The organism is Nostoc sp. (assembly GCF_036916575.1).
Taxonomy (GTDB): domain Bacteria; phylum Cyanobacteriota; class Cyanobacteriia; order Cyanobacteriales; family Nostocaceae; genus Nostoc.
The window spans coordinates 87,750-107,010 of sequence record NZ_JBALGC010000090.1 but is presented as its reverse complement, the minus strand read 5'-3'; the positions used below and the strand labels follow the sequence as shown (position 1 = coordinate 107,010).

The following is a 19,261-nucleotide window of genomic DNA, read 5'->3' as shown; positions in this document are numbered from 1 at the left end:
GCGTTTAAAAATTTCCGGCGCACAGTGGAAATTAGAAAACGTACCTCGGATGCTACAACTTCGCTCTGCTTATCTCAATGGTCAACTTACTACCTAATATTTTTGCAAAAGTGAGATGCTCCCGATGAATAGATTACATCTTGGATTTACAAATAAAGAAATAGTGAATCAATTGAAATTACAATTAATGCAGAAGTGGCAACATGAAAAAATTAAGGGAGTAATTAGTAGTAGATTCGTGTATGTTTTAGGAAAAACCAAAAAATACCATAGTAATATTGTATTTCTAATATCCTGGCTTTTTTCCTGCACCACAATTAGTACATTTAACCCAACCGTCACTTTTATAATTAATTCCATAATGTTGTAAACTATTCTTACTATCAACAGTTGTAGAGCAGTTCCAACAATGATTTATGTAAACATTGTAATTATGATTTCTACCGTTTAATCCAGAAATACCTGAACATTCTATTGGATCAGCATTTGGACACCAAAAAACTGTTATCTCCTGTGTAGTTGAATACTTACTGTATTCAGGATTGAATGCCATTAGCTCTCCACAAAATTTACATTTTAATCTCTGAGAATTGTTTTGTACAAAATTAGCCCAAGCTTTAATTTTTCGTATATATTTATCTACATCTAAAGTAACTCGTAGAAATTGAATTTGAATACTTTTAGCAACTAAAAAATGTCTAAGGTTCCACTTGTAACATTTATTAGTACTACTTTCTTTTTCTAAGCAGCTTGTTAAATCACCATTGTCAAAGGAGATATCAGCAAGTAACATGGTTATATCATCCAATGAAATGTTATCAAATAACATTGAATCTTCATTTCTAAATAAAGGAAATAATTGAGATGTATCGCCATTAACACTAACTATCAGTTTCAGCAATGATTCATGTAATTTTAGAAATGAAATTTTAGGATATGCAAAAAGTTTTAGACAAAAGGAGACAAGACTAATATCGTTATTATCAGCTTTTTTTGTTAAAATATTTAAATCCAAGTTTTCTTCAACTGCTCTATATAAACTAAATACCTTTGCCTCTTGTGAAAGTTTTTCCCATATACTAACTGTGTCAGACTTAAATTTATTCCATATAATATCTACCTGAACTGTTGGGAACAAAAAATCAAAAATTATTGGTTGTGCTTGTAACTCAGAAGGAAGTATAGATACAATATACTCAAGTTCTGCTGTATTGGCAGTTTTTAATATATCAACTAGCTTGTTCAATTGTGACTTACTTAAATTATTATTAGATGTGCCAATAATATATTTTGCTTGAAGCTTTTTAGGGGCTATGTCATAGATTTTAGTAATTTTGAGAAGTTGTTGAGGTAATTCAGTTACAAGATTATCATGATTATGAATATATTCGAGTATTTCATCAACGATGTCTTTACTTTCAGTTGTCTCCAGAATTTGACTAAAGAAAGATTTTAATAGCTTGCTGGGGTTGTAATAACTTACGAATATCTTTAGAAATAAGATATAACTCTTGTGGTAAAGATTGTAGAAAAGAATCTTTTTGATAAGTGCTTAACAAATTAAACTTTTTTATACAAAGAGCAATCAATTCATCTACAGATTGGTTTTTATTACTCATACAAGTTTGCAAATATTTGTTAAAAATTGGCTGCCAAAATATGACTTGATTGCTTAAAGCACAGGTTTTTATAACATCCAAATCTTCTTCATTCTGGATTAAATTTATATCAAAAGATTGGTAATTTATATTGCAATTTTTATTGTTAACTGTTTTAAGGTAAAAAGAGACAATAGCATCTTGTTTAAGAGAATTTTCGCTACATTTCATATCACGTTTATTAAAGTATAAATCCTCAGAATTTGTCATATGAGAAATAAAGCCGTAATCATTAGGGCGACCTGTTTTTGAGTTAAACCCGCCATACCATTTAACTTTTCCAACTTCTCTATTCATATTCTGATAAACTTTCGTTCTAAATGTTTATCTAATTTAATATACATAAAAATAAGTAGTCTATGTATAAATACATATTTTTGTGTTAATAAAGAAGTTTTAGTGATTTTAAGTGTGATTACTAGAGTCTTAAAATAATTAGATACTCGACTCTTTTGTAGTTATTCAACTGTCGCGTCAGCCTAATGCCACAATATTTATATCAGTTTTATTCAATCGACCTCTTCTGAATCAGACCTGAATTGCCTTTAAAATGGAAAAATATCAAGAATTATTGGGAGGAATCAATCGTCATGAGTGGGATAGTTGCTAAGTGAACGATTGACGAATATCACCGCATGATTGACGCTGGGATTTTAAGCGATCGCCTTTCGCAGATGATTTCAGGTATCATTTACCGATATAATCAGTAGGCAAATCAAGTAAAGTGGATATGAAGCCCACAAATGAACAAACTCAGGGACTCTACAGGCTTTGTTATCGACTTACTAATGTCATTTACCCTGGATGGCCATATACAAACATCGAACTTGTTAGGGTAGATGAACGTACTGGTAACTTATATGTACTTGCTGGCGAAAATCTAGACTTTGAGATTAAACCAACCGGAGGGTATGAACCATGACAGTAGCTAAGTATGAAGCGATGAATCTCAATGAACTACGTCGCTATGTTCTCACTCACCGGGAAGATGTTGCAGCTTTTCATATGTATATTGATCGTTCAAAATCTGAAGGACGAATGATCACTATAGACTTGAATGATCAGAATTGGGAAGATAAAGTTAAAGAAGCAATTAAATATAGCTCAAATGCTATTCGTTGGTACTGTAATAATACACCAAAATATACTAAAGAAGTTCAGATAATTTCTGAATGGTGGAATCAGTTAGATAATAAATTTGTTACCAAGCATCATATTAGTGGAATAGAAATTGAGCAAGCAACTGGAATCTGGGAACCAATTCAAATTAACCCGCCAGTGCAAATACGCATCAGCGAACCAAGTTTAGAAATTGGCGAATCTACTACGTTGCTCAAATACAGAAGTCAAGATAACTCTATAAATAAAATAGAAGCCGTTGCTATTGATCTGGATATTGCAAAGCAAAACCTATTTGTTTGGCCGACTCAAGCAGCAGAGGTTTTTATTTTCTCAACAGAGGTTACTTAAGACTTTGCTGTACTCAGTTCTAATCTCACTGAGATATTTTTTACTCTCAACATCTCTGTATTTTGTGCGGTGATTCTCCTTTTATTCAAGATTAGAGCCGTGAACCAAAGGATTCCTATCGCTTTTGGGCATAGCTCTAATTTATTTTGGAGATGAAGTGCGATCGCTTTAGCAAGAATAGGTGGTACAGCATTACCTACCTGATTGTACTGGCAAAGAAACTTCTGGTCGAATCTCTCTTCCCGATGTAATAACGTGTAAGATACAACATACAGAAAGATTGGAAGCATTAGTTTGTCATAATGACTTAGAAACATCATCTTGCCGTTGCAACAAAGTTATGGTTCCAATCAAAAAACCGCCATTTGGCGGCTTTTTACGGCAGTTGTTCATGGGGTAAACTCCCTACAGCCCTACGGGCATCCTACGGCAGGTGCTAGCCTCTCCCTTTGGGAGAAGACCACACTGGCTCAACTATGGGCAGTACCAGACTCGAACTGATGACATCCTGCTTGTAAGGCAGGCGCTCTACCAACTGAGCTAACCGCCCTTTTGACTAATCCTTAACTAATATAGCAAAATATTTCGCGTCGCGCTAGTAATTATAAGAAAATCTTTTTTTCTCTTATACTGACTCAGTGAGAACTCTGAGCGGCGGCTACCGCCGTAAAGCCTGCGGCATAGCTACGCTTAGGGCGCAGCCCGCCGCAGGCATCAGAAGTTCGGTGATTCAGTTACTTAGCACTCAGGATTTAGGATGCCCTCTGGTCGGACGCACGATCGCATTACTATGTATGCTCTGCCGTTGGTGGCGGGTGTTACTTTCTGGCAGACTCACAGTAGCAATGCGACTTTGTTAGTTGCAGGCGGGTTTCTCTTTGGAGGGCTGATGTTTGGCCCCGATTTGGATATTTACTCTGTGCAATTTCAACGCTGGGGTTTCTTGCGCTGGATTTGGCTACCTTATCAAAAAAGTCTCCGTCATCGTTCTTTTTTATCCCACGGGCCGATTATTGGCACGATATTGCGGATACTTTATCTTGGCTGCTTGCTAGCTATCTTGGCAATTTTCGTTTTGACGATCGCCCAAAAGTTATGGAATCTGAGTTTTACTTGGCAGGATTTAGGACAAACTGTGGGGCGATCACTCGTACAATACGATACTGAATATATCGCCCTCTTTTTGGGGTTGGAACTCGGTGCGATGAGTCATTCTCTCAGCGATTGGGGCGGTTCGGCATACAAGCGCTTTCAAAAACAGGGCGTTCGGGGGTTGCTTCCTAGTGGCAAAATCAAAAAGCGGAAAGTCACCAGGAGTGGTAGTCGTCGGTCGAAGACAAAGAAATAATTTTTTAAACGCAAAGGTACGCAAAGGTACGCAGAGGTATGGAAGTGAATCAAAATGGGACTTTGGCGGCGTTGCAGGAATTAATTGAGGTGGTGGCGAAATTGCGATCGCCTGATGGTGGTTGTCCTTGGGATTTGGCTCAAACTCCTGAAACGCTGACAACCTATGTGATTGAGGAAGCTTATGAGGTGGTGGATGCAATTAAGAGTGGGGATAAGGGTGCGATCGCAGAAGAGTTAGGCGATTTATTATTACAAGTGGTACTGCAAGCCCAAATCGCTAGCGAATCTGGACAATTTTCCCTCAAAGAAATAACTCAGGGGATTTCCCAAAAGTTGATTCGCCGTCATCCCCATGTGTTTGGTGATGTGTCGGTAACAAGTGTGGATGAGGTGCGGCAAAACTGGGAACAAATCAAAGCTGCGGAAAAAGGCCAACCCTCTCCAGACGCCCAAAAACTTAGTGTTAAACTCGGTCGTTATCGGCGCACCCTTCCCCCACTGACGGCGGCGATGAAGATTTCTCAAAAGGCTGCGGCGATCGGGTTTGAATGGGAAAATATTCAGGGCGTCTGGGATAAGTTTCATGAGGAGTTGGGAGAGTTCCAGCAGGCTTTAGCTGAGGAAACACCAGAACGACAACAAGCAGAATTAGGCGATTTACTATTTGCAGTTATTCAGCTAGCTCGTTGGCATAATCTTGACCCTAGCGTTGCTTTGCAAGGCACAAATCAGCGATTTGTCGAGCGATTAGAAAAAATGGAGGCAGTTGTTGACCGTCCCCTTTCTGATTACAGTTTGGATGAGTTAGAAAACTTGTGGCAACAGGCAAAAGCCCAACTTGCTCAAGAAGGGAGTGGGGAGTGGGGCACAAAAGCAGAGGGGCAAAGGGACAGTGGAAGATGAAAATGGTTATTCGCTGATTCGCAAAGTGCGGGCGCAGGAAGCAGAGCAAGCAAAGAAGATTCCATCTGTAGCACTGACGGCATTTGCTAGTCAAAATAGGTGGTTCGCGATTATTTCTCGCGAACCATATTCCAATACGCTTGGGTTAAGGCTAAAACTCTTTCTTCAAGTCAATTTTTTTAACGTAGACGCGGAGCGGCTTGCCGCAGCGAAAAGTCAGAGCGGCGGTTCCCGCCGATCTGAACTTTTCAAGACAGGCTACCGCCAAGGACGCCAAGGACGCAAAGAGAAGGAAGAAATTCTTAACCCAAGCGTATTGAACCATATTCGACTTCAACTTGCTAGAGCAACCAAAATTAATCTCTTGATTTAAGCTTTTGGTGCAATGACCAGACTAAACCACGGGATTCGGCAAGTCCAGGCCGCGTGAGGATTTTGACTTGCTCAATGATATTCCAGGCGATCGCAAAGAAAGTCGTTACCAAACACAAGCAAAACCGACAGCATTGTTTGCACACCGTCGCGCACGGCTGACATAAATTCACATATTCAACAAGAATGTTTTCCCAGTGCTTAACTTGCTCTATAATTTTGCCAACTTGACTACTTAGTAAGATGGCTAGTGAAATCATAGAAATAGGTTTCAAACATTAATTCAATCAGGAGAATCAACATGAGAATGACTGATCCAGAAACAAGCGAACAAACCATTAACTCTGGATGGCTAACCGCGATCGCGGTTCTCATGATTCTGTTGGGCATTATTACAATTGCGTTTCCTTTCTTTGCTACTGTTGCTTCAACCTTAGCCTTTGGCTGGGTGTTCATCGTTGCTGGAATCGCTCAAATTGTTTATGCTTTTCAATCCAAAGGGGCAGGTCAAATCGCCTGGAAGCTGATTCTTGGTCTTTTGTATCTTCTGTCGGGAATTTTTGTGCTGGCAAATCCGCTTGAAGGTGTCCTTGCCTTTACATTGGTATTGGGAATCACCATTTTCGTGCAGGGCATCATTCAAGTGTCGATGGCGTTCCAACTGCGCCGAGTTTCACCGAACTGGGGATGGATGCTCGTGAGTGGCATTGGGGGCATTATTCTAGGTATTTTGATTTGGTCTAACGTTCCGGCTAGCGCCGTATGGCTGCTTGGAACTTTGATTGGGATCAATTTGTTGTTCGATGGTGTTTGGATGCTAACCCTGCATTCAGAACGCGCTGTTAATGGCAATGATTTATGATCGTTCAGGAAAAGGGAACGATTTGGTGATTGAAGGGGGTCATCCGCTTCAGGACTACCAACTCAAACTGATGTTAATATAACTGGCGATCATCGATCGCTCCGGTGACGAAGAGAAAATGATCGTTGTTGAGGCAAATGCGTAGGCGTAGCCAGCCTTCGGCATCAATGAAATAGCAAATGCGAGCGCCGAAATAGCAAATGCGAGCGCCGAAATAACAAAAGCGAGCGCCAAAATAACAAATGCGAGCGCCGAAATAACAAAAGCGAGCGCCGAAATAACAAATGCGAGCGCCGAAATAACAAATGCGAGCACTGAAATAACAAATGCGAGCGCCAAAATAACAAATGCGAGCGCCGAAATGGCAAATGCGAGCGCCAAAATAACAAATGCGTTGGCGTAGCCCACCGCAGGCATCACCGAAATAATAAATGCGTAGGCGTAGCCAGCACTTCTCTACGAGACGCTGCGCGTAGCTTGCTTCCCCGTAGGGGTACGACATGGTTCATAGGTGTCAACTTAAACCAAAAACCCCTTTAAAACCTCGTTTCTAGCATCTGGCTAGAAATGCTCGTCATTGCGGCTCTGCCGCAAGTAAGAGGCGGAGCCTCTCATTAGGCATTCCCAGTCAGAGACTGGGAACGAGGCAATCTCTAAAAGCTGGTTATAAACTGGCTTTCACGTTAAGTTGACACCAATGGACATGGTTCGACTACTTCGGCTGCGCTCAGTACAAGTGCGCTCACCAGCCGCTCAGTGACCATCGTAGGCATCGCCCGCAAATGCATTAAAAAAACGGAGGCAGTTACTAACTACCTCCTGAAAAATTAAAGCTTGGATGGACTGAGAAATGCTTTTACAGCAGGCTAGAAACTCAGCTAGCTGCTCAAGAACATAATCAAGACCACTCCCAGGATAATCGATCCACTGCCAAGGATGAATGACCAAAAACGATGGTAACTGTTGACAATAGTGCCATTTTCACTTTGGAGTTGAATCAGATCCATCCAAGGTGCAACACCCCGACGGAACCAACCCACAGCCCCAACTTGTTCACCAATCAAGCTTTGGACTCGCTTCATTCCAAACAGGAAATTGCCGATGGGGCCAAAGCGTGAGGCGTAATGCAGATAAAGCATTCCGCTACGATCCTGAATTTTTAAATCGGAACCAAATTTATAACCAGCGTCGCCACGACCAATTAATTGACCTTTAAGTTTTGCAGGTTGTCCACGTAACGGACTAGCGTAGGGATCTGACATCAGGGTGAGAATGTCGGTTTCTGCTGCTTGTTTGTAGTCGGGGAACATCACTAAGGCTTTGACCACAATTCCTATCCCTAAGCCAATAAGTGGCGCACCAAATGTTAAACCTGTGTTTGGGGAACTTGACCACAGAATTACACTTATTATCAAGCCAACTAAGAAACCAATTGTTTCAGCGCCGTACAGCATAACATCTAAAAAGAAGTTACCGTAAAGCTTACTCTTACTCAGAGTTTTGCCTTCTCCAATAACTCGCCCCATATCGAACTCAGTCGGTAAACCCAACTGTTCGGCGTATGTGCTTAACGCACGAACTCGTTTCCCTGTCAATGGGTGAGTGGAATTTAACTCCATCCACCAACCCCAAGGGTTAAACATATCCCACAAAAAGACGCGACCAACTTTTTGAGTATCGGATGTAATGCGGTAGGCGGTTCCTGTGGAAGCGGCGGCTTTATGGTCATAGATACCCAAGGCGCGAGTTCCTTCAATTAAACGGCTGGGTTCTTGTGTGCGCGAACCTTCTTCTAATATTCCATAAGCAATCTTCACTAAAGCGCGGGATAATCCATTGGGATTACCTGTACTTTCGGCTGCAAAGTGGTCAGCAAAGTATTCCCGTGTGCGGGAGAGGTACAGCAGTAGATAAGTACCAATCAGATAAAATACGTAGGCAGCTAAGGCAGCAGTTTGCATCGCATTTTTGATTTTGCTATCACCACCGCCGCGCCCAAATCTTCTAGCTGTGCTGTAAATCAAGTAACAAATTTGCACTAAGGTAGAAGCTACTGTCATCACTGCAAAGTCCCAGTGGACGATGTGCCCCAATTCGTGAGCGTAAACGGTAGCAATTTCATCGTCATCCAAGTATGTGAAAAGTCCCTGACTGACAATTAAACGGGCACTATTCGGCAATGAGCCATAAGTAAAAGCCGTGGGGTTTTGGTCGTTAATAATTCCTAAACGGGGCGCTTTCAGCTTTTTCTGCTGACAGACTTGGCGAATAACTTTAGCTGTCTCTGGACTGAGAGTTTCAACTTCTGCTAACTCTACCCAGCGAGTTTGGTAAAGCCACCTTTGGGTTAAGTCCATAAGAAATGGAGACAGGAAAAAGGCCGCGATATTAAAAACTAGGGTAATACCAATAGCGATCGCTAGCCCTTGGAGTGGATTGTTGCTACCCAAAATAAATACTAAGCTCAAACCTAAAGCCAAGACCATACCAAACAGCAAGGTCATGGTGACACCAGAAGCTAACGCTAAACTACCACCCACACCCCCCATCGCTAATTTCATTCCAGTAGCAACGGCGCGACCAGCTTTTTGGCTGGCGTTAGACTGAGTTACTGGCGTTTGGCGGAAGGATTGACTAGCTTGTTCAGCCCAACTACGAGCCTGTGGGTTTTCACTGATCATTAACTTTTGACACAGGGTCTTGGCTTTTTCGATTTCGCCTGTGGCTTGATAAGCTTTCATCAGCCACATCTGTGCTGAAAGATAATCTGAGGAATCGTGCTTAACACTATTGCGGCAGAATTGTTCTAGTAATTCAACCGCTTCTTGATAACGTTTTTGTTTTAAGGCATCTAATCCAGATTGCAATGACATAGGATCTCCCTAGCAAAGGAGTGGTATTTGATCGATCAATACTCAATAGATCCAGCGTTCGTCATCACAATTTCGTAAAAATTAAAATATCGGCAGTATAAATTATTTACTTAAAAAAAAGCTAGAGAAACATATATTACGATGTCTCTCTAGTCTTCGGTACGCATAAATCATTTTTAAGATTTTCAAATCAGCTCTGCAATAATACTTACAATATTCTTGTTGCTGTAAATTTCCTATCTCTAATTTATCTGTGTTCGATAATTACAGAATAAGTGTTTTGAACCAAGTCTTGCTTCACCCGATCAGAGTAATTATTGATTACCCAGATGGTTCACCCAATTGGGGGAAGACGATAAGCAATAGTGGACTGAGATTGATAAGATGAGGAAAAGGTAAAGATTTGTGCTATGACTATTCTTGATATTGCTTCTTCCCTAATTACGATCGCAGGGCAAACCCGCCAAGCTGCAAGTAAGCTAGCGATTCTCTCCACTGAGGCAAAAAATCAAGCGATTGAAGCGATCGCTCAAGCTTTAGAATCAGCTAGAGATGAAATTTTACAAGCAAATATTGCTGATTGTGAAGCTGCTACTGCCGAAGGAATTCCCAAACCACTTTATAAACGCTTGCAGTTGGATGAACATAAATTAAGAGATGCGATCGCTGGGGTTCGAGATGTTGGTAAGCTAGCTGATCCAATTAGTAAAGTACAGATTCACCGCGAACTTGACACTGGTTTAATTCTCAAGCGAATCACTTGTCCTTTAGGTGTTTTGGGGATTATTTTTGAAGCCCGTCCAGAGGCGGCGATTCAAATTGTTTCCTTAGCGATTAAATCGGGAAATGGTGTAATCCTCAAATGTGGAAAGGAAGCTGTGCGTTCTTGCGAAGCGATAGTCAAGGCAATTAAACAAGGATTATCTCAAACTGCTGTTAACCCTGATGCGGTACAGTTGCTGACAACTAGAGAAGAAACTCTAGAACTTTTGAAATTAGATAAATATGTAGATTTAATTATTCCTAGAGGTTCTAATTCCTTTGTGAGATTTGTACAGGAAAATACACGTATTCCGGTACTAGGTCACGCCGACGGTATTTGTCATCTTTATATAGATAAAGCCGCTGATATTTCTAAAGCAGTTCCAATTACCGTCGATGCCAAAGCGCAATATCCTGCTGTGTGTAATGCAATTGAAACTTTGCTAGTTCACTCCTCTATTGCTAGAGAATTTTTACCAAAAGTTGCCGAGGCTTTGGAAGAACGCCATGTGGAATTAAGAGGCGATAAACGCACATTGGAAATTTTACCTAACATCACTACGGCAACACAAATAGACTGGGAAACAGAATACAGCGATTTTATTTTGTCTATTAAAATTGTAGACTCTATAGAAGATGCGATCGCCCATATTAATGAATATGGTTCTCGTCATACTGACGCGATTATTACTGAAGATTCAGCATCTGTGGAAACTTTCTTTGGACTGGTCAATTCAGCCAATATATTCCACAATTGTTCCACCCGCTTTGCTGATGGTTTCCGCTATGGTTTCGGTGCAGAAGTAGGAATTAGTACACAACAAATGCCTCCCCGCGGCCCCGTTGGTTTAGAAGGATTGGTGACATACAAATATCAAATGACTGGCGATGGTCATATTGTAGCGACTTACACCGGAGCGAATGCTAAAGCTTTTACTCATCAGGATTTAGTGTAAAGTCTTCTCACATATAGGACTCATGTCTGATTTATGAACAAGATTTCAAATGAAACCCCGATAAAATCGGCTTTTCAGTCTCAGGATGTTTTCAAAAATCAAATCAGAGTCCTATAGTAGGGCCAGTTACAAAAAAGTAGATTTCGCATGAGTAGCAAAATATCCAAGATCGGTATTATTGGTGCGGGTAATGTGGGTTCAGACGTAGCAAATGCTCTAGTGCTACTCGGTAAATGTGTAACAGTCGTCCTTTTTGATCGAACCTTATCAAAAGCTGAGGGGCAAGCATGGGATATTGAAGACACCATTCCCCTACTTCGAGATATGGAGATTATACCATCAAATCAGTATGAAGATTTAACGGATTCTGATATTATTATCGTGACTGTTGGGGTGCAGAAAAAACAAGGACAGACCCGATTAGATATGTTGAGCGACAATGCACAGATCATGCGTTCGACGATGAAAGAATTGGATCGAGTTGCACCGAATTCAATCGTAATTATCGTTAGCAATCCAGTGGATGTACTAACGCGGATTGCAATTGCTAGTTCCACTAGAGCAGAAAACCTAATTTTCGGTTCGGGAACCGTTCTTGATACTGCTAGACTGAGATATCAACTTGGTAAGCGACTGAACGTTAGTAAACTAGACGTTCATGTTTATGTGATTGGAGAGCATGGAGACAGTGAATTTGTCGTTTGGTCTAATGCATTTATTGGGGGAATTCCGTTAATTAAATTTCCCATACCACAAGGAGCAACGCTGGAACAAATTCAGGAAGAGTACGCAGAGTTAACTCGTAAGCGAGGCTATAACATTTCTGAACGTAAAGGAAATACTAGCTATGGCATATCAATAGTAGTTTCTCAGTTAGTTGATACCATCCTGCGAGATGAAAAGCAGATATTTCCAGTATCGGTGAGAGCAGATTCTAACTATGGAGTTGGCAGTGAAGTTGTTCTTGGACTTCCATGTATCATTAGCTCAATAGGTATTGAGCGCCAACTGGTGTTACCAAGAAATGCTCATGAACAACGCTTATTAGAAGAGTCAGCCACCAAACTGAATGAAGCCTACAATTCTTTGGATAATTAAAATCAACTCATATAGCTGTTTAAAAATGCCCTTTTTTGAATATGTATAAGGGCTAGTACCGCAAGGCGGAAGTCAAAAGTCACTCATTCAAAAGTCAAAATGAATACAGGATAAGCGTTTCGTTGATTTGGAATAGGTTGTTTATTTCCGCCGCGCTGTACTAGTATGCAGATTAAATAGAGAGCATCCCAGATTTTTTAAAAACATACTTGTTATTACTTTTTGACATAAATTACTAAAAAATAAGAAAACATGCAGAACATTATTAATTTTCATCAGGATTTTAACAGATTCGTGGAAGATAGCTATTGTATTCTTCCAGAAATGCAGTTGCCAATCTCACCTCTTCAATATGTCTTGCGGGAGAAGCTTGTTAATCAAGATAGTCTTTGGTTAGAGTTTGGTGTTGCTAGCGGACGCACTCTCAATCTGATCTGTGAGTATCGGTTACAAGGAACTGTTTATGGGTTTGACAGTTTTGAGGGATTACCATCTGATTGGCGTGGATTACCTAAAGGAGCTTTTAAGCAACCAGAATTACCCCAGGTAAAAAGCAATGCGACTCTCATAATAGGTCTTTTTGAAGATACTATTCCTCAGTTTATTGCTGCTCACACCCAGGAGTATATATCTTTGTTGCATATTGATTGCGATCTTTATTCATCAACTAAAACTATCTTCAAGTATTTAGGAGAAAAACTCACAGAAGGTTCAATAATCGTTTTCGACGAGCTGATCGGATATCCGGGATTTGAGGAACATGAGTTAAAGGCGTTTTACGAATTTGCTCTGGCTTCAGAGAAAAAATTTCAATGGATTGGAATCAATGGAACTAAAGAAACTCAAGAACTACTTGAATATGCCCAACACGGATCAATGGGTGAACTTTTGTTTTCTCAAAATGTTCCACTCAAACAGCGTGTTGCCGTCAGAGTCATTTCTTAGAACCTATATTCTGCACTCTCAACTGTCACATGGATAAAATTAACCCTAGAATGTGGATATCTACTAGTGTTGAGGAGGCGACATGAAAGCTAAAAATTAGCTAAAATAAGTTTCATAGCCCGAATACCTCGTAAATAATACTCCAGCTTGTTACGATTTAATTTGATTAATTCCTCGACTGATCCCCAACAAGAATCCATGAATTTTACCCAACTTTGACCCTAAATTGGTGATTTCAAAAAATAGACTTCATATCGTCATCCTTAACGCTGTTATTTTAAATACAGCATGATTTGGGATTAAATAAGCCTCATCGCCCTTTATCCTTGTTGATAGTTATCAATGAACACGACATTTCTTGTCGTTCTCCACGAGATATGCAACGCGGTAAGTAAAAAAAGTAAACATGTTATTTGTCGTCAATCGCCTGGATTTCAAATATTACTTAAGCGCCTCAAAAAACCAAGTCAGCAGTATAACAAATAGCTGCACCCGACTCAAGCAAATTTTAGTGATTGAGTGTTGCAAAATCATCAGTATCTGAAAAATTAGCCATTAAACTAATGCTTTAAGTAAAGCCTGAAGTTTAAGCTGCACCTCTGCAAACTCTCTATCAGGATCAGATCCAGCCACGATACCAGCACCAGCATACAATCTCGCGCGATCGCCATTGATTAATGCTGAACGAATTCCCACAATAAACTCGCAGTTCCCCTCAGAATCTATCCAACCCAGAGGCGCAGCGTATAAACCCCTTTCAAAGCTTTCATAACGACGAATTTCGGCACAAGCTACATCTCGTGCTGCACCGGCAACCGCTGGTGTAGGATGCAATTGGGCGACAATCTTTAATGGATGGATATTAGCAGGAACCATAGCACTTATTGGTGTCCATAAATGCTGGATATTCGATAATTGTCGCAGGCGGGGTGCTAATATTTGGGGTAATAAACCTAGCTGGCATAGGCGTTGTGTAATGAAATCAAGTACCAGCAAATGTTCGTGCTTTTCTTTTTCACTATTGAGTAAGCGATTAGCATTAGCTGCATCTTCAGCCGGGGTTTTACCTCGTGGTGCAGAACCAGCCAAAGCATCAGTAATTAACTGTTGATTATTAATACTAATTAATCTTTCTGGACTTGCACCAATAAAATTTTGTCCTTTGCCATTACTGGTAGAAAATATATAACAATTAGAATGTATTTGCCTAAGATTATTTAAGGATTTAACTAAGTTAAATTGATTACTTGACTTGACATCTAATATATCTGCTAACACAATTTTACTTAAATAACTAGACCGAATTTTTTCTAAAGCAGATACTACTGAACGTTGAAATTGAGCAGCATTTCTAACGGATTTTTTGTAGAAATTTACTGAAAAATAATCAATATTAGCAGAGTAATATTCTAAAGATTGGATAAATTCAATTTTATTTTGCACATTCTCCAACAATGTTTGAATATTTACATTTGCATTGATAATTATATTTGTTACTAATATACAGCGCTGATTTTTTACAGCTACTTGCCAACGTGGAAGAAAGATGGTAGCAGATGGAAATGGATAATCTACTTGAGTATTTTTATCAAAAAAACTGAAATAACAAAAAAAGTGAGGCCCAGAAAAAGGTTGATTAGCGTTACCAAAATTAATTATATTTTTTAGACAAGATTTGATAAAATATTCTGCTTGACTAAAACGGTCAGCGCCATCAATCTCTAATTTTGCTACAGCATCAATTGCCGCGATCGCTTCTCCTTTACCTCTGTCCTCAAAGTAAAAATTTATTTCATTTGCTTGTGTAAGTTTATCCAATACAAGTAAAGGGTCAACTAAATCGATCTCTTGGGAGATACTAACAATTTGCCTGCAATTATTTTTGAGGCACTTTTCTTGCACTGCTACCAGAAATTGATATAAATCTTTGTGTACAAACAAGTTGCTACGACATGGTGAAACTGTCATGGATCTAAAGTAAATTTTTTTTAAGTTAACTTCCTAAAGTGTAATTAATCGTGGTCGTATTTTTACAGGTAACATATTAAGTTGTCATTTCACCAGCGTAGGATTTGCCTTGTTCGTGGTGTTCCTAGACCCTGACAAGCCAGTTCCAGCCTTGGGCTGCAACCGTGAGAGTGGAGTGTTAACAACACAAGGTTAATGAGCCAGAGTAAAAGTAGGAGTTGTTTTTCCATGATGAATATCTAGCGTCTCTTTAAATCATAAAATCTCAAGTGTGAGTAATATTCCGGCAATTTAATTAATCACCACTGATGACTACCAAGCAGATTTTATATCCCAACACTAAGTTATGGATGGCAGCGATTAAACCGCCAATGTACAGCGTTGCCATTATGCCCATTTGGGTAGGAACAGCAGTAGCATTTGCCGAAACTCAAATTTTCAATGGTGCAGTATTTTCTACTTTTGTAGCTGCGGCAATCTTAATTCTTGCCTGGGAAAATATCAGTAATGATGTCTTTGATTCCGAAACAGGAATTGATCAAAATAAGCACCATTCTCTGGTGAACTTAACAGGCAATAAGCTATTAATATTTTGGTTAGGAAATTTATGTTTAGGTTTAGGGTTGCTGGGCATACTAGCGATCGCCTTTTGGCAACAAGACCTAACTGTTATCGGTATAATTTTGCTGTGCTGCGGTTTAGGCTATATGTACCAAGGGCCTCCCTTTCGCTTAGGATATCAAGGTTTAGGCGAGATTCTTTGCTTTTTTGCTTTCGGCCCCTTAGCAGTGGAGGCAGCCTACTACAGCCAGACCCAAACTTGGTCAATCACAAGTTTAGCAGCCTCAGTGATTGTCGGGATTGCCACAACCTTAATTTTGTTTTGCTCACACTTTCACCAAGTTAAGGATGACATCGCCGCAGGTAAGCGATCGCCTATTGTACGTCTGGGAACTGCAAAAGGTGCCCAACTCCTAGCTTGGTTCACTGGTAGCATTTATCCCCTCATCTTGCTGTTTGTGCTGTGGGGAATTTCTCCAGCTTGGACGTTACTGAGTTGGCTAAGTTTACCCTTTGCCTTCAAATTATGTCGCCACGTCCAAGAAAATCACAACCAGCCCGACAAAGTTAGTAACTGTAAATTCATCGCCGTAGCCGTGCATTTCTGGAGTTGCTTGCTGTTGGGACTGGGATTTCTGCTTTAACAATTACTAATTGATGCGTTATCAATTTAAATTTCGTCCCTATCGGCGAAGATTTGTGCGATCGCTTACTACTAATCATGGTAAATGGCAGATTCGGGATGGCATTATTCTCCGTATTACCAACAAATCAGGTAGAGTTGGCTGGGGAGAAATCGCCCCCATCAGTTGGTTTGGTTCCGAAACCCTAGAACAAGCCTTAGATTTTTGTCGCCAACTCCCAGAAGAAATCACAGACGAGATAATTTTCTCCATCCCAGATGAGTTACCTGCTTGTCAATTTGGTTTTGAGTCAGCGCAAGAGTGGGGGAGCGGGGAAGATGAGAAAGATGAGGGAGATCAAGAAAATAATTTTATAACTTCTAACTCCTCACTCCTCCTCTACAGTGGCTTATTACCAGCCGGGGAAGCGGCTTTAAATCAATGGGAAACGCTGTGGCAGCAGGGATATCGCACGTTTAAATGGAAAATTGGTGTGGATGCGATCGCTGATGAACTAGAAATTTTTGAGTCACTGATCCACACCTTACCAGCCTCTACAAAACTGCGATTAGATGCCAACGGTGGACTCAGTTATGAAGAAGCTAACTTATGGTTGTGGACTTGCGACAATCTCAAAGCAAATGCAGAAATACCCCTAGAAATTGAATTTCTCGAACAACCGCTACCTATTGAGCAATTTCAGCAGATGTTGGAATTGAGTACGAGTTATGAAACTGCGATCGCTTTAGATGAATCTGTCGCCACACTTGGACAACTTGCTGCTTGTCATCAACAAGGTTGGCGAGGAATTTTTGTCATAAAGCCTGGGATAGTCGGATCACCATCTCGTCTCAGGCAGTTTTGCCAACAGCATAAAATTGATGCTGTATTTTCATCAGTATTTGAAACTGCGATCGCAAGACAAGCAGCACTCCAACTAGCAGCCGAATTATCCCGAAACAATAGAGCAATTGGTTTTGGTATCGACCATTTTTTTGAACAAGAAGAAACGTGGTTTCAAAGTTTATGGAACGACCTTTAGACTGTCTTAATAACCTGGATCAGGATGATTGGCTCATCGGTTATAACAGCCGTCAATTTAATCAAATAGCTCAAGAATTATATTTAGAACTAACACAACTATCAGCGTGTGGAACACCACCAAAAATTATCTTAGCCGAACGCGAACCATTACGATTTTTAGCAAGTTTTATTGCCGCTTGTGCAGCTAATTGTCCAGTTTTTCTTTGTAACCCAGACTGGGGAACACAAGAATGGCAACAAGTCTTTGATTTAGTACAGCCAGACATTATTTGGGGAATGGGGAATAGGGAATGGGGAATAGGGAATGTGAATAAATACCAATGCCCAATGCCTCATACCCCATGCTCAATGATTATGATTCCCACCGGTGGTTCATCGGGGCAGATTAAATTTGCTATCCATACTTGGGAAACTCTCATTGCATCTGTACAAGGATTTACAGAATATTTTCAATTAAAGCAAGTTAATTCTTTTTGTGTATTACCGCTATATCACGTTAGCGGTTTAATGCAATTTATGCGCTCTTTTACCACTGGAGGTAAACTGGCTATCCTACCATTCAAAGCAGTAGAAGCAGGTCAAATTTTAAATATTAAACAATCAGAATTTTTCATATCTTTAGTACCAACACAGTTACAACGTCTCCTAGAAAATCCACAATTAACTAAATGGCTATCCCAATTTAATACTGTACTTTTGGGAGGTGCGCCAACATGGAACGAACTACTAGAAAAAGCCAGATTTCATCGCATCCGGTTAGCACCTACCTATGGTATGACAGAAACCGCCTCTCAAATTGCTACCCTCAAACCGGATGATTTTCTTAGCGGTAAAATTAGCAGTGGTCAAATTCTTCCCCATGCAAAAATAACTATTCGCAATCAGCAAGACGAGATTTTAAATTCCAATCAAATCGGAAATATCATCATTTATGCTCAATCTCTAGCCCGTGGTTACTATCCGATAATCCGAGAAAATAAAGCTGATTTCCAAGTAGATGATTTAGGCTTTTTAGACGAACAAGGCCATTTAAATATAGTCGGACGTAACAGCGACAAAATTATTACAGGTGGAGAAAACATTTACCCAGCAGAGATTGAATCAGCTATACAAGCAACTCAAATGGTTGCTGATATTTGTGTCATCGGCATCCCAGATAAACAGTGGGGACAAGCATTAACAGCGATTTACATTCCCAAACAATCAGATACCTGTGCCTTAAAAATCCAAACCCTACTCAAAGACAAACTCAGCAAATTTAAAATCCCTAAATATTGGATTCCCCAGCAAAACTTACCCCGTAACTCCCAAGGTAAGATTAACCGCCACAAGTTACAACAAATAGCCACAGAATTCCTCCAAAATCCCATTACATAATCTCTCTAGACTTTCTTCTCTCTGCGCCCTCTGCGTCTCTACGGTTCGTATCCAACCACTGGATAATCTTTTCAGGTAATTCTTGCTTACTTCTACTACCTGCATCAATACAAACATGCCTAGTAATAGCCTTCGCAACTACCACCTCAGCCACTGTAATTTCGTAAGTAATTTCAAACTTATCAACACCTGTTTTTTGCGGAATTAAACTAATCAGCAACTTATCCCCTACAAACATAGGGCGCAAAAAATCCACACTAGTATGAACAATGGGAAAAGCCACAGATGGATTAATAAAAAAATCTTTGAGATTAATACTTGACGCTTCTAAAGATTCTTCATAAGCTTCATGGCAAAGACCCAAAGCGTTAGCAAAATAAACTACCCCAGCAGCATCAGTATCTTGAAAGCGAACCGTGCGGTTATAAGTAAAAGGCAT

Annotated in this window: 20 protein-coding genes and 1 tRNA gene; 13 read left to right on the top strand and 8 right to left on the bottom strand. The window is 40.1% G+C overall.

Annotated elements, in window-relative coordinates; genetic code table 11:
• Positions 1–286 precede the first annotated feature (286 nt).
• Complete coding sequence (locus V7L29_RS18990; RefSeq protein ID WP_334736473.1) at positions 287–1,246, bottom strand: hypothetical protein; 960 nt, start codon at positions 1,244–1,246, stop codon at positions 287–289.
• A gap of 193 nt (positions 1,247–1,439) precedes the next feature.
• On the bottom strand, positions 1,440–1,955 hold the full coding sequence (locus V7L29_RS18985) for a hypothetical protein (RefSeq protein ID WP_334736472.1): 516 nt from the start codon (positions 1,953–1,955) through the stop codon (positions 1,440–1,442).
• 433 nt (positions 1,956–2,388) lie between these two features.
• Here V7L29_RS18985 and V7L29_RS18980 point away from each other — a divergent pair, with 433 nt between their 5' ends.
• Positions 2,389–2,580, top strand: a complete 192-nt coding sequence (locus V7L29_RS18980) for a DUF6888 family protein (protein WP_190876219.1) — start codon at positions 2,389–2,391, stop codon at positions 2,578–2,580.
• Complete coding sequence (locus V7L29_RS18975; RefSeq protein WP_334736471.1) at positions 2,577–3,128, top strand: DUF6887 family protein; 552 nt, start codon at positions 2,577–2,579, stop codon at positions 3,126–3,128. The genes V7L29_RS18980 and V7L29_RS18975 overlap by 4 nt, the downstream gene beginning before the upstream one ends.
• Here the strand turns inward: V7L29_RS18975 and V7L29_RS18970 are convergent.
• Positions 3,125–3,418, bottom strand: coding sequence for a hypothetical protein (locus tag V7L29_RS18970; protein ID WP_334736470.1), 294 nt, complete (start codon positions 3,416–3,418; stop codon positions 3,125–3,127). The two genes, V7L29_RS18975 and V7L29_RS18970, sit on opposite strands and share 4 nt — an antisense overlap.
• A gap of 31 nt (positions 3,419–3,449) precedes the next feature.
• Here V7L29_RS18970 and V7L29_RS18965 point away from each other — a divergent pair, with 31 nt between their 5' ends.
• Positions 3,450–3,629, top strand: a complete 180-nt coding sequence (locus V7L29_RS18965) for a hypothetical protein (RefSeq protein ID WP_334736469.1) — start codon at positions 3,450–3,452, stop codon at positions 3,627–3,629.
• Here V7L29_RS18965 and V7L29_RS18960 read toward each other — a convergent pair.
• Positions 3,606–3,678: transfer RNA gene (locus V7L29_RS18960), tRNA-Val, on the bottom strand. The genes V7L29_RS18965 and V7L29_RS18960 overlap by 24 nt on opposite strands.
• A gap of 207 nt (positions 3,679–3,885) precedes the next feature.
• Here V7L29_RS18960 and V7L29_RS18955 point away from each other — a divergent pair.
• From V7L29_RS18955 to V7L29_RS18940, 4 genes are all read left to right on the top strand, one after another.
• The gene (locus V7L29_RS18955; protein WP_334688675.1) at positions 3,886–4,476 is read left to right on the top strand and encodes a metal-binding protein; all 591 of its coding nucleotides are present in this window, start codon (positions 3,886–3,888) and stop codon (positions 4,474–4,476) included.
• Positions 4,477–4,514: 38 nt separating this feature from the next.
• Positions 4,515–5,381: a nucleoside triphosphate pyrophosphohydrolase gene (gene mazG / locus V7L29_RS18950; protein WP_334688676.1), complete on the top strand. Its 867-nt coding sequence runs from the start codon at positions 4,515–4,517 to the stop codon at positions 5,379–5,381.
• Positions 5,371–5,754, top strand: a complete 384-nt coding sequence (locus V7L29_RS18945) for a hypothetical protein (protein ID WP_334736468.1) — start codon at positions 5,371–5,373, stop codon at positions 5,752–5,754. The genes mazG and V7L29_RS18945 overlap by 11 nt, the downstream gene beginning before the upstream one ends.
• A 300-nt stretch (positions 5,755–6,054) precedes the next feature.
• On the top strand, positions 6,055–6,615 hold the full coding sequence (locus tag V7L29_RS18940; protein ID WP_334688679.1) for an HdeD family acid-resistance protein: 561 nt from the start codon (positions 6,055–6,057) through the stop codon (positions 6,613–6,615).
• A 54-nt stretch (positions 6,616–6,669) separates the two neighbouring features.
• Here V7L29_RS18940 and V7L29_RS18935 read toward each other — a convergent pair whose 3' ends face one another.
• Positions 6,670–7,032, bottom strand: coding sequence for a hypothetical protein (locus V7L29_RS18935; RefSeq protein ID WP_334736467.1), 363 nt, complete (start codon positions 7,030–7,032; stop codon positions 6,670–6,672).
• A gap of 461 nt (positions 7,033–7,493) precedes the next feature.
• Positions 7,494–9,488, bottom strand: coding sequence for a zinc metalloprotease HtpX (locus tag V7L29_RS18930; RefSeq protein ID WP_334736466.1), 1,995 nt, complete (start codon positions 9,486–9,488; stop codon positions 7,494–7,496).
• A 410-nt stretch (positions 9,489–9,898) separates the two neighbouring features.
• Between V7L29_RS18930 and V7L29_RS18925 the strand changes: the two genes are divergently transcribed.
• From V7L29_RS18925 to V7L29_RS18915, 3 genes are all read left to right on the top strand, one after another.
• The gene (locus V7L29_RS18925; protein ID WP_334736465.1) at positions 9,899–11,206 is read left to right on the top strand and encodes a glutamate-5-semialdehyde dehydrogenase; all 1,308 of its coding nucleotides are present in this window, start codon (positions 9,899–9,901) and stop codon (positions 11,204–11,206) included.
• Positions 11,207–11,353: 147 nt separating this feature from the next.
• Complete coding sequence (locus V7L29_RS18920; RefSeq protein ID WP_334736464.1) at positions 11,354–12,304, top strand: malate dehydrogenase; 951 nt, start codon at positions 11,354–11,356, stop codon at positions 12,302–12,304.
• Positions 12,305–12,556: 252 nt separating this feature from the next.
• Complete coding sequence (locus tag V7L29_RS18915) at positions 12,557–13,249, top strand: class I SAM-dependent methyltransferase (RefSeq protein WP_334736463.1); 693 nt, start codon at positions 12,557–12,559, stop codon at positions 13,247–13,249.
• A gap of 555 nt (positions 13,250–13,804) precedes the next feature.
• Here the strand turns inward: V7L29_RS18915 and V7L29_RS18910 are convergent.
• Positions 13,805–15,217 carry an isochorismate synthase gene (locus V7L29_RS18910; protein ID WP_334736462.1) on the bottom strand — a complete coding sequence of 471 codons (1,413 nt, stop codon included), beginning with the start codon at positions 15,215–15,217 and terminating at the stop codon, positions 13,805–13,807.
• 308 nt (positions 15,218–15,525) lie between these two features.
• On the opposite strand from V7L29_RS18910, the gene menA reads away from it, so the two are divergent.
• From menA to V7L29_RS18895, 3 genes are read left to right on the top strand one after another with little or no spacing between them, the layout of a single operon-like run.
• On the top strand, positions 15,526–16,422 hold the full coding sequence (gene menA, locus V7L29_RS18905) for a 2-carboxy-1,4-naphthoquinone phytyltransferase (protein ID WP_334736461.1): 897 nt from the start codon (positions 15,526–15,528) through the stop codon (positions 16,420–16,422).
• 13 nt (positions 16,423–16,435) lie between these two features.
• The gene (locus V7L29_RS18900) at positions 16,436–17,443 is read left to right on the top strand and encodes an o-succinylbenzoate synthase (RefSeq protein WP_334736460.1); all 1,008 of its coding nucleotides are present in this window, start codon (positions 16,436–16,438) and stop codon (positions 17,441–17,443) included.
• Positions 17,428–18,822 (top strand): 2-succinylbenzoate--CoA ligase, encoded by a 1,395-nt coding sequence (locus V7L29_RS18895; RefSeq protein WP_334736459.1) that lies wholly within the window; start codon positions 17,428–17,430, stop codon positions 18,820–18,822. The genes V7L29_RS18900 and V7L29_RS18895 overlap by 16 nt, the downstream gene beginning before the upstream one ends.
• Here V7L29_RS18895 and V7L29_RS18890 read toward each other — a convergent pair.
• On the bottom strand, positions 18,815–19,261 hold the full coding sequence (locus V7L29_RS18890; protein ID WP_334736458.1) for an acyl-CoA thioesterase: 447 nt from the start codon (positions 19,259–19,261) through the stop codon (positions 18,815–18,817). The two genes, V7L29_RS18895 and V7L29_RS18890, sit on opposite strands and share 8 nt — an antisense overlap.

Bases quoted from the DNA above. Each gene is read 5' to 3' on its own strand.
- V7L29_RS18970 (WP_334736470.1), bottom strand. From the start codon at position 3,418: ATGCTTCCAATCTTTCTGTATGTTGTATCTTACACGTTATTACATCGG.
- V7L29_RS18980 (WP_190876219.1), top strand. From the start codon at position 2,389: ATGAAGCCCACAAATGAACAAACTCAGGGACTCTACAGGCTTTGTTAT.
- V7L29_RS18930 (WP_334736466.1), bottom strand. From the start codon at position 9,488: ATGTCATTGCAATCTGGATTAGATGCCTTAAAACAAAAACGTTATCAA.
- V7L29_RS18910 (WP_334736462.1), bottom strand. From the start codon at position 15,217: ATGACAGTTTCACCATGTCGTAGCAACTTGTTTGTACACAAAGATTTA.
- V7L29_RS18955 (WP_334688675.1), top strand. From the start codon at position 3,886: ATGCCCTCTGGTCGGACGCACGATCGCATTACTATGTATGCTCTGCCG.
- V7L29_RS18915 (WP_334736463.1), top strand. From the start codon at position 12,557: ATGCAGAACATTATTAATTTTCATCAGGATTTTAACAGATTCGTGGAA.
- V7L29_RS18890 (WP_334736458.1), bottom strand. From the start codon at position 19,261: ATGCCTTTTACTTATAACCGCACGGTTCGCTTTCAAGATACTGATGCT.
- V7L29_RS18925 (WP_334736465.1), top strand. From the start codon at position 9,899: ATGACTATTCTTGATATTGCTTCTTCCCTAATTACGATCGCAGGGCAA.
- V7L29_RS18935 (WP_334736467.1), bottom strand. From the start codon at position 7,032: ATGCCTGCGGTGGGCTACGCCAACGCATTTGTTATTTTGGCGCTCGCA.
- V7L29_RS18900 (WP_334736460.1), top strand. From the start codon at position 16,436: ATGCGTTATCAATTTAAATTTCGTCCCTATCGGCGAAGATTTGTGCGA.
- V7L29_RS18940 (WP_334688679.1), top strand. From the start codon at position 6,055: ATGAGAATGACTGATCCAGAAACAAGCGAACAAACCATTAACTCTGGA.
- V7L29_RS18975 (WP_334736471.1), top strand. From the start codon at position 2,577: ATGACAGTAGCTAAGTATGAAGCGATGAATCTCAATGAACTACGTCGC.
- mazG (WP_334688676.1), top strand. From the start codon at position 4,515: ATGGAAGTGAATCAAAATGGGACTTTGGCGGCGTTGCAGGAATTAATT.
- V7L29_RS18985 (WP_334736472.1), bottom strand. From the start codon at position 1,955: ATGAATAGAGAAGTTGGAAAAGTTAAATGGTATGGCGGGTTTAACTCA.
- V7L29_RS18920 (WP_334736464.1), top strand. From the start codon at position 11,354: ATGAGTAGCAAAATATCCAAGATCGGTATTATTGGTGCGGGTAATGTG.
- V7L29_RS18895 (WP_334736459.1), top strand. From the start codon at position 17,428: ATGGAACGACCTTTAGACTGTCTTAATAACCTGGATCAGGATGATTGG.
- menA (WP_334736461.1), top strand. From the start codon at position 15,526: ATGACTACCAAGCAGATTTTATATCCCAACACTAAGTTATGGATGGCA.